Raw genomic sequence first — 14,324 nt, 5'->3', positions numbered from 1 at the left:
GGGGCCCGATCAGACGAACGCGCCCACCCCGGTGATGGCGCGCCCGACGATGAGGCTGTTCATCTCGCGCGTGCCCTCGTAGCTGTAGAGCGCCTCGGCGTCGGCGTGGAACCGCGCGACGTCGTAGTCGAGCACGATGCCGTTGCCGCCGAGCGCCTCGCGGCACAGGGCGACGGTCTCGCGCATCGCCGTCGTCGCAAAGGCCTTGGCGAGCGAGGCGTGCTCGTCGCGCTGCACGCCCTGATCGAGCATCTGCGAGACGCGCGAGCACAGCGCGATGCTCGCCGTGATGTTGCCGAGGCTGCGGCTGAGCAGGTCTTGCACGAGCTGGTGGCTCGCGATCGGCTTGCCGAACTGCTCGCGGGTCTTGGCGTAGTCGACCGCGGCCTCGTAGGCGCCGATCGCCGTGCCGACGGCCGCCCACGCCACTTCGGCGCGGGTCAGGCGCAGCACGGCCGCGGTGTCGCGGAACGAGTTCGCGTTCTGCAAGCGGTGCGACTCGGGCACACGCACGTTCTCGAGCGTGATGTCGGCGTTCTGCACGATGCGCAGGGCCTGCTTGCGCTCGATCTTGGTCGCCGTGTAGCCGGGTGTGCTCGTCGGCACGATGAAGCCCTTCACCTGGCCGTCTTCCGTGCTCTTGGCCCAGATGATGGTGATGTCGCTCCAGGTGGCGTTGCCGATCCAGCGCTTGCTGCCGTTCAGCACCCACTCGTCGCCGTCGCGCGTCGCCGTCGTGCGCAGGCCCTGCGCCGAGTCGCTGCCCGAGAGGGGCTCGGTGAGCCCGAAGGCGCCGATGATCTCGCCGGTCTTGAGCTTCGGCAGCCACTCGGCGCGTTGCTCGGGCGAGCCGGCCACGCCGATCGAGCCCATGGCCAGGCCGTTCTGCACACCCACGTAGGTCGCGACGCTCGCGTCGACACGCGCGAGCTCGAGGGCTGTCCAGCCGCCGTACACGGCGCTGTAGTCGCCCGCCTTCGTCTCCTCCCACAGATTGCCGAAGACCTGCTGCTGGTGCAGGCCGGGCAGGATCTGGCGGGGGAACTCGGCGCGATCCCAGTAGTCGTTGACGACAGGTTTCACCTCCGCCTCGAGGAAGGTGCGCAGACGCACGAGGGCGTCTTTCTCGTGGTCGGCGAGCAGCGCCTCGAAGCCGTAGAAGTCGCTGGCGAGAGTGGGGAAGGTCATGGCGCGAGGCTAGCCGCGTGCACGCGCCGCGGCCACCGCTTTGTGGTGCCCGGGCACGCACGCACGGGGCACGGGCGGTGGCGTTGTCGAGTCGGCACCAACTGAGCCTGTTGCGCCATGGTCTCATCGCCTCGAGAGCGGCAGACTGAGCCCATGACTCGACCTGCACTGCGTGTCGCGCTGGCATTCGTGCCGGTTCTTGCTCTCGCGCTCGCCGCCTGCGCGCCCGAGCCTGCCGTGGAGGCGACGCCCCCGGCGCCTGCCGTGAGCGAACCCGCCGCCTCTCCTCAGCCGACCGAACCGGGCTCGCGGGTTCCCGCTGACTGCGCGGCGCTCTTCGCGAGCGATGCCGTCAGCGGCGGCACCGCGACCGTCGTCACGCGTGACGACGTGTTCTTCCGCGGCACACTCGATCAGGCCGGCTCCCTCGCGTGCGAGTACGACGGCGCGGTGGGCGGACTCGGCGCCACCCTCACCGTGTTCGTCTCGGTCGATCAGCCCGCGACGGCGCTCGACGAGGAGGTCGCATCGGCGGCCGCGTTCGGCCTGCCGACGGCCCTCGCGGGCGAGGAGTCGTGGAGCACGTGCGTCGCCGACGACGAGATGCCCTTCTGCCGCTCGCGAATGCTCGTGGGCGCGTACTCGTTCGAGCTCATCGTCGTCTACGGGGAGGCGTCCCCTGCCGAGTACGCCGTGGCGGTGCCGTCCTTCCTCGTCGACCTGGCCGAGCTCGCCTCGGGCTGGCCTGATGCGGTCGCGGCGTGGCAGCGGCCCGCCGACGCTCTCGCCTGGTCGGACGACTGCGAGGGGGCGGTGCGTGCCCAGCAAGACGTCGTGCGCGACGCGGTTCCCTTCGACGTCGGTGACGCCGTCACGGGCGGCTCGGGTGATGGAGCGCTGTCGATCTACCGGGCGCACGATGCCACCGAGCTCGTCTACTGCTCGTGGGGCGGCCCCCAGGGGTCATTCGACCTGCGGATCTTGCCCGGTGCCGCCTGGATGCACGAGGCGGGGGTCGTTCTGCCGGGCACTCCCGTCGCTCTCGACGGCGCGCTCGCGGCGGGCCTGCAGACCGCCACCGCGAAGACGGCAGTGCTGACGGCGTTCATCGATGGAAGCCTCGTGCAGGTCGACATGTTCGTCGACAGCGGTGCGTCTCCCGAGCAGGTGGCGCGCGATGTGATCGCCGCGCTGGCCGTAGCCTTCTGATCATGCTGCTGCGCATCGAGAACACGCCCCGCCCCTACGCGTGGGGCTCGACGACGGCGATCGCCGAGCTGCTGGGCATGACGCCGTCGGGGGCTCCCGAGGCCGAACTGTGGCTCGGTGACCACCCCGGTTCGCCGGCGCGCATCGTCGGGGCAGACGCGGGCGGAGCATCCGACCTCTCGACGCTGCTGCGGGCGCGCGGCGAGAAGCTGCCGTTCCTGCTCAAGGTGCTCGCCGCGGCGGAGCCGCTCTCGCTGCAGGCGCACCCCACCATCGCGCAGGCGCGCGAGGGCTTCGCGCGCGAGAACGCCGCCGGAATCGCCCTCGACGCCCCCGACCGCAACTACAAAGACGAGCTGCACAAGCCCGAGCTCGTCTATGCGCTCAGCGACCCCTTCATCGCGCTCGCGGGGTTCCGGCCGGTCGCCGCGTCGCACGCTGCCCTCGTCGCGGTCGGCGAGCCCGGGCTCGAGCCGCTCATCGCGCGGCTCGATGTCGATGCGTCGCTGCCCGAGGTCGTGCGCTGGCTCATCGAGGGCGGCCCGGCGATCGCGAGAATCGTGGATGCTCTCACCGACTGCGCCCGCGCCCTCGAGCACAGCCCCCGCGACAGCGAGACGTGGGCGACCGTACGCCGTCTCGCCGATCACTACCCCGGCGACCCCGGCATCGCGCTGTCAACGCTCATGCACACGGTCGTGCTGCGCCCGGGCGAGGCGCTGTACTTGCCGACGGGCAACATCCACTCGTACCAGCAGGGTCTCGCGATCGAGGTGATGGCGGCGAGCGACAACGTGCTGCGCGGCGGCCTGACCCCCAAGCACGTCGACGTTCCCGAGCTCATGCGCGTGCTCGACGCGCGACCCGTTGCCGAGCCGCGCATCGCCCCCGTCGAGGTGCAGCCGGGCGTGCGGCGGTTCACGCCCGACGTCGTCGACTTCGCCCTCACGGTGATCGAGGCCGGCGCCGCCGCCGACGGCGTGACGATCGAGACGCACGGCCCCGCGATCGTCCTCTGCCTCGAGGGGGAGCTGACGCTCCAGGGCGAGCTCGCCCTGCAACGTGGGCAGGCAGCATATGCCGACGAGTCGGCGCTCGGGTTGGTCGGCGGGGGGTCCGCGGTCGTGGCGACGGGCTCGCACCCCGGGCCGTGAGCGGCCCCCTCACCGTCTCGATCTCCGTCCGATACCCTGGGGTCGACGCGACCGGGGGGAAGCGACTGATGAGACGGCTGTCGGCACGGGGATCGAGAGGCGCGCTGCGCGCGCTCAGCATGATCGGCGCGGTCGTCATCGTGTCGGGGCTTCTGGCGGCGCCCGCCGCCGCGGCGACGGCCACGGGCGCTGATCGCATCGCCGGCGTCGACCGCTACGAGACCGCTGTGAGCGTGTCGCGCGAGGCGTTCGACCCCGGGGTCGAGCGGGTCTTCATCGCGAGCGGCATCGACTACCCCGACGCGCTCTCCGCCGCCCCGATCGCCGCCGCGCTCGGGGCACCGCTGTTGCTGACGGCGCGGGATGCCCTGCCCGCGTCGGTCGTGGCCGAACTCGCCCGCCTCGCCCCGACCGTCGAGGTCGTGCTCGTCGGCGGCACCGGCGTCGTGTCGACCACCGTGGAGTCGCGGCTGCGGCAGCTGGGCCATGTCGTCGCGCGCGTGCAGGGGCTCGACCGCTACGCCACCTCCCGAGCGCTCGTCGCGACCTACGCGGCACCCAGCCCGACGCTCTACCTCGCCACTGGCCGCAACTACCCCGACGCGCTCGCCGCCGCCGCAGCAGCGGGCTCGATCGACGCCCCCGTGCTGCTCGTCGACGGCAACCGCGCGAGCATCGATGCGCCGAGCCTCGCCCTGCTCGCCGCACGCGACGTGGAGTCGGTGCTCATCGCCGGCGGCGAGGCTGTCGTCTCGTCGGGTATCGAGCGGCAGCTGGTCGATCTCGGCTACACCGTTCGACGGCTCGCCGGCTCTGATCGGTACAGCACGGCCGTCGCCATCAACCAGTACGCCTTCCCCTCCGCGCAGAGGGCCTTCGTGGCGACCGGTGCGGGCTTTGCCGACGCCCTCGCGGGCGCCGTGCACGCGGCGATCGAGAACGCTCCGCTGTATTCGTCACCGCCCGTGTGCCTGCCGCCCGCGACCCGCTTCGACATGCTCGAACGCCTGCGCGTCGAACGGGTCACGCTGCTCGGCGGCACCGGAGTGCTCGACGCCCGCGTGCAGGCGCTCGGCAGCTGCGGGTCGATCGACGATGATCGCGCCGCCAGCGCGGCCGAGCTCGCCGGGGCCCTGCAGCAGCGCATCGCCACCCTGCCGGGCACGTACTCCGTGAGCGTGCGCGAGCTCGACGGGCTGGAGGTGACGGTGAGCGTTCGGGGCTCGGTGATGCAGGAGCCCGTGAGCGTCATCAAGGTGTTCGCGGCCTACGCCATCCTCGATCGCATCGACCGCGGGCTGCTCGGCTTCTCGACGCCCACGCGCTCGGGCGTGAGCGTCGGCGACTGCCTGCGCGTCATGATCCACGTCTCCGACAACTACTGCCATTGGGATCTCGTGGCCCTCGTCGGCGAGCAGAACCTCAACAACCAGTTCTGGGCCGAGGGCTATCGCGGCACCGTCTACGCGGGCTACCGCGGCGACGGCACTTCCTTCGCGGCGAAGCTCGCGACCACCGATGATCTCGCTCTGCTGCTGGGCCGCCTGCACCGCGGAGAGCTGCTGAGCCCGGCGCTGACCGATCATCTGATCACCCTGCTCGAAACCCAGCTGTGGCGGTCGAAGCTCCCGGCCGGCGTGCCGGTCGGGGTTCCGGTCGGCAACAAGACCGGTTCAGCGTGGTCGGCGTCGGGCGGCTACCAGTCCGACGCCGGAATCGTGTCGGCCCCCGGAGGCACGTACACGATCGCCGTGCTCGGCAGCGATGGCGCGACCGCGAACGGCGTGCGCGATCTCGGGCGCATCGTCTACGAGCACTTCAACGGCGCGGTGGGCACGGCGGCGAGCTACAGCGACCTGAACGCCGTCACCACGGGCGCCCTCACGTACTACCGCTACGGCAGCACGAGCACGCCGCTGGGGGTCATCCCGGCCGGAACCCTCGTCGCCGTCGACTCGAGCGCCCGCACCTGGTACCTCGTCATCTACGACGGCGCCGCCGTCTACGTGCAGTCCTCGGGTCTGCGCAACGCGATCGACTACCCGCGCAGCTCGCGCTGACGGGCGGGAGCGCACGCCACTCGCGTCACCGTCGAGTGGCGTTCTCTCGTGTCGGGATGCCGTCGCTCGCGAGCCGGCGCTCCGTGATCACCTACCCGCGCAGTGCGCTGAGTGATTGCGCCGAAGAATCTCTCATTGTGAGCATCGCTCTGCTGACCTAGGCTCGCGATCAGGAGACTCGTCGGGCGGTGCAGGTTGCTGGCCACCGTCGCCCGTAACGCCCGTCGGCATCACTCGCCGTCGGCCCCTCGCTTGCGCGAAAGAGAGTTCTCATGCCGCGGTTCACGATCCCAGTCCGGGCCCTGGCGCTCATCGCCGCGCTGGCGATATCCAGTAGCGTCGCGGTGTCTCCTGCAATGGCCTCGTCGCTTGACGGGCCGCCCGCATGGACCCAGACGGACGGTGACTCCGCGCGGTCTTCTGGTCAGGACTCTCCCTCGAATCTGGCGCCGGCCGCTGCGGGCGTGGTCACGGGCAGGTTGATCGTCACCACCCTGGCCGGCAGTTCTCAGTACTCGGTCGACGATGGCGGTGTCTCGTTCTATAGCTCCAACTTCCCATTCGAGTTCATCCGCACCTTCGACACCGACATCAACGGCAACTTCACTGCGTCGGTACTGGGCGCGGGCACCTACACCGTCGCCTTCTTCTCTCGTCAAGAGCCTGCACAGCCCGTGCGGGAGTGGTACAACCAGGACCAGTTCCAGCAAGAGGCCGACGTCGTCACACTCACGAACGACACCCCCTTCGACTTCGGCACCATCGTGCTCGGCGAGCGTTCGACCGACGTGACGCGCATCGCCGGGGCTGACCGTTTCGCCACGGCCGTGGCGCTGTCGCAAGAGCGCTGGGCCGACGGCTCCGCTCCGCCCGTGTACATCGTCAATGGGCTGGACTTTCCCGACGCGCTGTCTGCCGGTGCCCTCGCGGCCCGCGAAGGCGTGCTCCTGCCGGTGACGCCCACCAGCATTCCTACCGTGGTCCAGGCCGAGCTCACCCGACTCGATCCCTCGAGCATCCTGATCGTCGGCGGCACCGGCGTGGTGTCGAACGCGGTGCGGACGCAATTGGAGAGCTACGTCGATAACGCCTCGCTCGTCGACCGGGTGGGAGGCGCTGACCGCTACGACACGTCGCGCCAGATCGCTGCCGGGGCGTTCGACCCGGCCAACCCCGAGATCTTCATCGCGACCGGCGCTACTTTTCCCGACGCCCTGAGCGCCGTGCCGGCGGCGGGGGTCACGGGCGGCGTCGTGCTGCTGGTCAATGGTTCGGCGGCATCGCTCGATTCGGCGACGGAGAGCCTCATCGCGGGGCTGGGCCCCGACAGCATCCACGTGATCGGCGGCACGGGAGTCGTCTCGCCCGGCATCTTCGACGATCTCACAGCCCTCGCAGGCGATGTCGAGCGCTTCTTCGGTACCGATCGGTTCGAGACCGCGGTAAATGTCGCGGTCGAGTTCTTCCCCGCGGCCGACTACGCCTTCCTCGCGAACGGTCTGGGCTTCGCCGACGCCCTCACCGCAGGGCCTCTTGCGGCCCAGTACGACTCGCCGATCTACCTGGCGCGGCAGAACTGTGTGCCGAGCATCGTGGTCGATGACGTGCGTGACGTTCTCGCCAATCTGATCGTCGGCGTCGGCGGTACAGGAGTCTTGAGCAACGAGGCGCTCTTCACGGGCAACCCGTGCTGAGCGCCGCGACGGAGTAGTGGCCATACGCTGAGAGGCATGACCTGGCTTGTCACCGGCGGCGCCGGCTACATCGGAGCGCACGTCGTGCGCGCTCTCACCGCCGCGGGGCTGAGCCCCGTCGTGATCGATGACCTCTCGAGCGGGCATGCCGCCTTCGTGCCCGAGGGCGTGCCCTTCGTGCGCGCATCCCTTCTCGATCGCGGGGCGGTGGATGCGGTGATCGCCGACAACGGCGTCACGGGCGTCATCCACGTGGCCGGGTTCAAGTACGCGGGCGTGAGCGTGCAGCGGCCGCTGCACACCTACGAGCAGAACGTCACGGCCATGATCACCCTGCTCGAGTCGATGCAGCAGCACGGCGTGCAGCAGTGCGTGTTCTCATCGTCGGCGGCGGTGTACGGCGCCGTCGACGTCGACCTCGTCACCGAGGGCACCCCCAAGAACCCCGCGTCGCCCTACGGCGAATCGAAGCTCATCGGCGAGTGGCTGCTGCGCGATCAAGAGGTCGCCGCGGGGCTGCGCCACACGAGCCTGCGCTACTTCAACGTCGTGGGCTCGGGCGACCCGACCGTGCGCGACACGAGCCCGCACAACCTCTTCCCGCTCGTCTTCGACGCTCTCGTCGAGGGGCGTGCGCCGCGCATCAACGGCACCGACTACGCGACCCCTGACGGCACGTGCGTGCGCGACTACATCCACGTCGCCGACCTCGCCCTCGCGCACGTCGAGGCGGCGCGTCGGCTCGAGGCCGGCTCACCGATCGAGCCCGCCTACAACCTCGGTTCGGGCGACGGGGTCTCGGTGCGTCAGATCATGGATGCCGTGGCGGCGGTCACCGGCATCGCCTTCGAGCCCGAGATCGGGCCGCGTCGCGCTGGCGACCCCCCGCGCATCGTGGCGAGCGGCGGGCTCGCGGCGCGCGACCTCGGCTGGGCGATGCGGCACACGCTCGCCGAGATGGTCGCGTCGGCGTGGGAGGCGCGGCGGGCATCCGCTTGACACCCCCCGAATGAGGGATGCTCGATCATGAGCCCACCCCGCTAGCGTCGAGCAATCGTCGCGTTCTTCTCGAGCGCGGTCCGCTCGACACCAAGGAGGACACTGTGGCTTCGATCGCTCCTGCCCGCCCGACCGCCCGAATCCGATTCGGCACCCTCGCGCTCGCCATCGCGGTGGCACTCGGTGCGCTCGTCGCCTCACCGGCTGCCGCCACGGATGCTCCGCCCCGGTCACCCGCGGCCCCGACCGCGCCCGGCAGCACCGCGCCGCTCTCCGCCGCCGACGCCGCGCAGGCGGAGCAGGCCGAGACGGCGCGCGTCGTGCTGACCGACACCCCGGAGCTCACCCCCGCGACGACCGCCTCGGTCACGGGCACGCTCGTCGTGCGCGACGTCAACGGCGATGGACCGTTCCCGGCTCAGAGCGGGTCGAGCTGGATCCGCTTCTGGCTGCTCGACACGGCGACCGACACCTGGAACTGGGTGCGCGATGTCGATCAGTTCGGCGCGAACGGCGAGTTCACGGCGAGCGGGTTCGTGCAGGGCCAGTACCGAGTCGAGTTCGTGTCGTACGACGGAGCGCCGGTGCGGGAGTACTGGGATAACGAGCCGCTGTGGTTCGCTTCGGACATCCTGATCTTGTCGGCCTTCACATCTGTCGGCCTCGGCACGGTCACCCTCGAACCCGCCCCGATCGACTTCTTCCGCATCGCCGGCGATGACCGCTATGCGACGGCGGTCGCGATCTCGCAGAGCGTCATCGGCCCCGGCGAGTCGGCCCCGGTCGTCTACATCGCGACGGGAGCATCGTTCGCCGACGCCCTCTCGGCCGGCCCGGCGGCGGCCGAACGCAACGGGGTGCTGCTCCTGACCGCACCGACGGCGCTTCCGCCCGTCGTGCAGACCGAGCTCGCCCGCCTCGACCCTGCCGAGATCATCGTCGTGGGTGGCGCGAGCGTCGTGTCTGACGGGGTGCAGGCGGCCCTGAGCGCCTACGTGGCGTCGCCCACCGATGTGCGGCGCATCGCGGGTGCCGACCGCTACGCGACCTCACGCGCGATCGTCGCCGATGCCTTCGGTGCGGGCGTGCCCGATCTCTTCATCGCGACCGGCCGCGACTTCCCCGACGCCCTCGCCGCGGGCCCCGCGGCCTCGCGACTCGGCGGTGCCGTGCTGCTCGTCGACGGCGCGGCCGCCGCGACCGACGTCGCGACCCGCACGCTCATCACCGCGCTCGGCACTCCCGACCTGCACATCGCCGGCGGCCTCGGAGCCGTCTCGGCCGGGGTCCAGGCCTCGCTCGCCGCGCACGTCGGTGGTGCGGCCACGATCACGCGCTACGCGGGCGACTCGCGCTACGACACCGCGCTCGACCTCAACGCCGCCGTGTTCGGGCCCGGCGGTGCCGACTTCGCCTTCCTCGCCACCGGCGCGGGCTTCGCCGACGCCCTCGCCGGCGGCCCGCTCGCGGCCGCCTCCGACGCGCCCCTCTACCTCTCGACCCAGGTGTGCCTGCGCGACGACGAGTACATCGACATGATCCTGCTGCTCGTCAAGGAGGTCTACGCCCTCGGCGGCACTGGGGTGCTGAGCGATCGCGTGCTCTCCGGCACGACCTGCTGAGTCGCGGCTCGACCGTGCGGGCCACGGGCGCTGAGCATCCCTCGCGCTCATAGCGGGTTCTGCGGCGCGTCGCAACTCTGAATACCCGGTCGAACCTTTTACTATCCGCGACTTGACGCGAGCGAATGACACGAGTGTAATTAGGGCATCCCGCGCAACGGGGGTCGTGCGGGGGAAGGAGTCAGGCTGATGAGCGAGTACCGGAACACAGTTCCCGGAGATTGGTTCGTCGACCCGGTCCGCCTCGGCGTTCCCGGAGTGCGCCGTTCCCGGTCGGTCGATGATGACGATTCTGCGCTCGCCTGGCAGGCCGACGCGCTGTGCGCGCAGACCGACCCGGAGGCCTTCTTTCCGGAGAAGGGCGGCTCGACGCGCGACGCCAAGAAGATCTGCACGACGTGCGAGGTCAAGGCCGAGTGCCTCGAATACGCGCTGCAGAACGACGAGGGGCGGCCTGAGCGAGCGCGAGCGCCGCAAGCTGCGTCGTCGCGCCTGACGTGACCGGCCCCGCCGTCACGATCGATCCCGTGTTCCGCGTCGCCCCGCCGCGCCTCGTCGGGGTCGCGCGCCGCGCCGCCTAGGGTCGACAGGGTGCAGCCCCGAGTCATCGCGATCGTCGTCGCCCGCCGCGGGGGCGCGGCGCTGCAGCAGACGCTGGATGCTCTCGCCCAGCAGAGCCGCCGCCCCGACCTGCTCGTGGCCGTCGACGCCGCCGGCGCCGACGCGGTGACGGCCCAGCTCGCGGCCGCGAACCCGACCCAGTTCGTCACCGCCTCGTCGGGGCTCGGATTCGGTGAGCTCGTGCACCGCGGCCTCGGCGCCCTGCCGGTCGCCGAGCCGACGAGTTCCCCGTACGGCGGCATCGACGAGTGGCTCTGGCTGCTGCGGCACGACACCGTGCCCGATCCGCGCGCGCTCGAACGCCTGCTCGCCGCCGTCGAGATCGCGCCCTCGGTCGCCGTCGCCGGACCCAAGCAGCTCGAGGCCGAGCATCCGACGGTCATCGCCGGCTACGGCGAGACGCTCACCCGCTGGGGCGCGACGATGGCGATCGCCGAGCGCGAGCTCGATCAGGCGCAGCACGACCGCCTGAGCGATGTGCTCGCGGTGGGCGAGGCGGGCCTTCTCGTGCGCCGCAGCGTCTACAACGCGGTCGAGGGCTTCGACCCGGCGCTGCCCGGGGTCGATGCCGCGCTCGACCTGTGCGTGCGCATCCGTCTCGCCGGCCACCGGGTGATCGGTGTGCCGCAGGCGCGGGTGTTCGTGCACGAGGGCACGGCGACCGCGGCGCGCCCGGGAGGCGGTCGCGCCGTCTCGGCCCGCGCCCTCGCCCGCTTGCGCCGCACCGCCCAGCTGCATCGACGGCTCGTCTATGCGCCCGCCTTCGCCGTGCCGCTGCACTGGCTGAGCCTGTTGCCGATCGCGGTCGCGCGTGCGCTCGGGCAGCTGCTGCGCAAGCGCCCCACGTTCGCGGGCGGCGAGTTCACGGCCGCTCTCGCGGTCGCGTTCTCAGGATCGGCCGTGCCGAACGCGCGCCGCCGCCTCGCCCGCGGTCGCACTCTCGGCTGGGCGACGATCGCTCCGCTGCGCATGCCGCCCGATGAGGTGCGCCGTCGTCGCGCGATCGCGCGAGATGCGGTGCTGAGCGCGCAGGAGGACGACCGTGCGCCGCGCCCCGACTTCCTGCCCGGCGGGGCCTCGGTCGTCGTGCTCGCCGGTGTCGTGGGCGCGATCGCCTCGGCACCGCTGTTCGGGGCACCTGCGCTGCTTGGCGGCGCTCTCGCCCCGCTCGCGCCCGATGTGCCCGCGCTGCTGGCAGGCCTTGAGCGCACCGCGGTCGGGGCGGCTGACCCGTTCGCCTTCGTGCTGGCCCTGCTGGGCCTGCTCACGCCGTGGCAGCCGTCGCTCGCGCTCGTCGTGCTCTGGGTGGCCGCCCTGCCGCTCGCCGCGCTGGGGGCCTGGTGGGCGTCTGTCGCGCTCGTGCGCCGCGCCGGCCCGGCCGCTGCGGTCGCGCTGCTGTGGGCGTTCTCGCCCCCACTCATCACGGCCCTCGTCGAGGGTCGCCCTGCGGGCGTCATCACCCATCTCGCGCTGCCCGTGCTCGTGATGAGCGCCGCTCGCGCCCCGCGCTCGTGGAGCGCCACCGCGGTCGCCGGCCTCGTCGCGGCGGTCGTCGTCGCGAGCTCGCCGACCCTCCTGCCCGCGCTGCTGGTCGCCTGGCTGGTGTGGATGCTCGCCAACCCCCGCCGTCTCGGCCGCCTCCTGACGCTCCCGGTGCCGACCGCGGCCCTGCTCGCCCCGCTCGTCTACGACCAGCTGCGGCGGGGCACGCCGCTCGGGCTGCTCGCCGACCCCGGCCTGGCCGCCGCACCCGCGGCCAGCTCGCCGACGGGGCTGCTGCTCGGCTGGCCCGACCTCTCGCTCGTGCTCGAGCCGCTCGTCGAGCTGCTGCCCGGCACTCCCGCGGCGGTGCTCGCCGTCGTGCTCGCCGCCCTGGCGGCACCCGTTCTCGTTCTCGCGATCGTCGGCCTCGCCCTGCCCGACGGGCGGCGCGGCATCGTGCCCCTCGTGCTCGGGGTGCTCGGGCTCGTCACGGCCTGGGCCGTGGCCGGGGTCGGGGTGGTCGTCGCGGGCGGGCAACCGGTGCTGCTCGACGCGGGACCGGGGCTGAGCCTGTACCTGCTCGGGCTCGTGCTCGCGGCGGGTGTCGGGCTCGACGCCATCCGCGGCTCCACCCCGATGCAGCGCCGCACGGCGACCTTCGGCCCGGAGCGCCGGGGTGCGGGCGTGCTCGCCGGCGCTCTCGGGCTCGTGACGGTGCTCGCCGCCGCGGCCGTGGCGGTTCCTGCCCTCGCCTCGCTGCTCGCCGGCACCGCCGCGGTGAGCGGCGGCGAGCCGCGCACGCTGCCCGCGATCGTCGCCGCCGAGGCCCAGCGCGACCCCGCGATCGGCACGATCGTGCTCACCCCCGTCGGAGACGGGGTGGCGGCGCGCATCGAGCGCGGCGCGGGAGCCACGCTCGTCGAGCAGCGCACCCTGCAGTCGACGGCGGCCCTCGTGAGCGCGGCCGAATCCGGCGCCCCGAACCCGCAGCAGCGCGAGCTCGCCGAGCTCGTCGGCAACCTCGCCGTCTCGAGCGGTCGCGACCTGACTGAGGCGCTCGACGCGCTCGACGTGCGCTTCGTGCTGCTGCAGGATCCTGTCAGCGGCGACCCCGGGGCGCCATCGCAGGAGATCATCGCCGCGCTCGACGGCAACCCCGTGCTGGCCCCCATCGGTGCGGCGGACGCCGGTCAACTGTGGCGGGTCGTTCCGCCGGACACCGCGAGCGCCGGCACCCCCGAGCGCCCGGCCAGCAGCGCCGTCGTGCTCGGGGTGCAGCTGACCGTGCTGGCGCTGACGCTGCTGCTGGCCCTGCCGACCACCCTGCGGCCGCGACGCACCCGCACCGCGGCGCGGCCCGACGAGGGGCCCGCGACCACCTTCGAGGCGGGGGACGACGATGACTGATCCGACCGTTCCTGAGCCGACCCGTCCGGGGCCCGTGGCTCCCGGGCCGACGGCCGCACCCTCCGCCCCGGCCGATTCCCCGGAGCCGTCGCCTGCGCGCGTCGGCCGCGGGCGCGCGATGCTCGTCGCGGGCGGCCGCGCATCCCTCGCCCTCGTCGCGGCCGCGTCCGCCGCGGCGCTCGCCGCGGGAGTGCTGCTCGTGCCCGGGCCGAGCATCGTGCCGACCGTTCCGGCGCTCGCCGTCACGCCCGACCGCTCCGACCAGACGCTCGTGTGCGCCGGCGGGGCTCTCGGCCTCACCCGCGGAGACGAGCCGCAGGTCGCTGTCGTCGCCTCTCCGCGCCGCCTCAGCACCGGGGCCGGACTCGTCGAGCGCGGCCTCACGGCGAACGATGTGCTCGACGGCGGGGCCGAGGTCGTGACGCTGCCGCGCGACGCGCCCGGCGAGGCGCTCGCGGCGAGCGAGAGCGTGCAGGCCGGCACCGCCGATGTCAGCGGGCTCGCCGCGGCCGAGTGCCTCACCCCGGCCCGCACGGCCTGGCTCGTCGGCGGGGCGACGACGGTCGGCCGCACCACCTGGATCGTGCTCAGCAACGCCGACGCGGTCGACGCCGCCGTCGACCTGCGGCTCTGGGGCGACGCGGGCCCGATCGAGGCCCCCGGCACGTCCGGCCTCATCGTGGCCGCCGGCACGCAGCGGGTCGTGCCGCTCGCCGGTCTCGCCGTCGACGAACCCGCGCCCGTCGTGCGGGTCACGAGCACCGGCGGGTCGGTGGCGGCGACGCTGCAGACGTCGATCGTGCGCGGTCTCACCCCGAGCGGCGTGAGCATGGTGACGCCGCTCGCCGAGCCCGCTCTGCGCCACGTGATCCCCGCCCTCCCCGTGAT

General features: G+C 72.5%; 9 protein-coding genes and 1 pseudogene. 9 read left to right on the top strand and 1 reads right to left on the bottom strand.

Annotation, left to right across the window (positions count from 1 at the left end):
* Positions 1-9: 9 nt before the first annotated feature.
* Positions 10-1,188: an acyl-CoA dehydrogenase family protein gene (locus ACTIE9_RS08570; RefSeq protein ID WP_439565162.1), complete on the bottom strand. Its 1,179-nt coding sequence runs from the start codon at positions 1,186-1,188 to the stop codon at positions 10-12.
* A gap of 153 nt (positions 1,189-1,341) precedes the next feature.
* Between ACTIE9_RS08570 and ACTIE9_RS08565 the strand changes: the two genes are divergently transcribed.
* The 9 genes and pseudogenes from ACTIE9_RS08565 to ACTIE9_RS08525 form a co-directional block, all read left to right on the top strand.
* A complete protein-coding gene (locus ACTIE9_RS08565; RefSeq protein WP_439565161.1) occupies positions 1,342-2,397 on the top strand; it encodes a hypothetical protein in 1,056 nt (351 codons plus the stop codon).
* Positions 2,398-2,399: 2 nt separating this feature from the next.
* Positions 2,400-3,551, top strand: a complete 1,152-nt coding sequence (manA, locus tag ACTIE9_RS08560) for a mannose-6-phosphate isomerase, class I (RefSeq protein ID WP_439565160.1) — start codon at positions 2,400-2,402, stop codon at positions 3,549-3,551.
* A gap of 68 nt (positions 3,552-3,619) precedes the next feature.
* On the top strand, positions 3,620-5,611 hold the full coding sequence (locus ACTIE9_RS08555) for a cell wall-binding repeat-containing protein (RefSeq protein WP_439565159.1): 1,992 nt from the start codon (positions 3,620-3,622) through the stop codon (positions 5,609-5,611).
* A gap of 464 nt (positions 5,612-6,075) precedes the next feature.
* Positions 6,076-7,305, top strand: coding sequence for a cell wall-binding repeat-containing protein (locus tag ACTIE9_RS08550; protein WP_439565158.1), 1,230 nt, complete (start codon positions 6,076-6,078; stop codon positions 7,303-7,305).
* A gap of 36 nt (positions 7,306-7,341) precedes the next feature.
* Positions 7,342-8,304 carry a UDP-glucose 4-epimerase GalE gene (gene galE, locus ACTIE9_RS08545; RefSeq protein ID WP_439565157.1) on the top strand — a complete coding sequence of 321 codons (963 nt, stop codon included), beginning with the start codon at positions 7,342-7,344 and terminating at the stop codon, positions 8,302-8,304.
* A 104-nt stretch (positions 8,305-8,408) separates the two neighbouring features.
* Positions 8,409-9,926 carry a cell wall-binding repeat-containing protein gene (locus ACTIE9_RS08540; protein ID WP_439565156.1) on the top strand — a complete coding sequence of 506 codons (1,518 nt, stop codon included), beginning with the start codon at positions 8,409-8,411 and terminating at the stop codon, positions 9,924-9,926.
* A 189-nt stretch (positions 9,927-10,115) separates the two neighbouring features.
* Positions 10,116-10,422: pseudogene (locus ACTIE9_RS08535) on the top strand (WhiB family transcriptional regulator).
* 95 nt (positions 10,423-10,517) lie between these two features.
* Positions 10,518-13,436, top strand: a complete 2,919-nt coding sequence (locus tag ACTIE9_RS08530) for a glycosyltransferase (protein ID WP_439565155.1) — start codon at positions 10,518-10,520, stop codon at positions 13,434-13,436.
* A partial coding sequence (locus tag ACTIE9_RS08525) for a DUF5719 family protein (RefSeq protein ID WP_439565154.1) occupies positions 13,429-14,324 on the top strand: 896 nt, incomplete at its 3' end. The genes ACTIE9_RS08530 and ACTIE9_RS08525, both read left to right, overlap by 8 nt.

Origin of the sequence: Microcella sp., assembly GCF_051860105.1 — a bacterium.
GTDB lineage: Bacteria > Actinomycetota > Actinomycetes > Actinomycetales > Microbacteriaceae > Microcella.
Note: the sequence above shows the minus strand (reverse complement) of the source record. Positions and strands in the feature narration are given on the sequence as shown.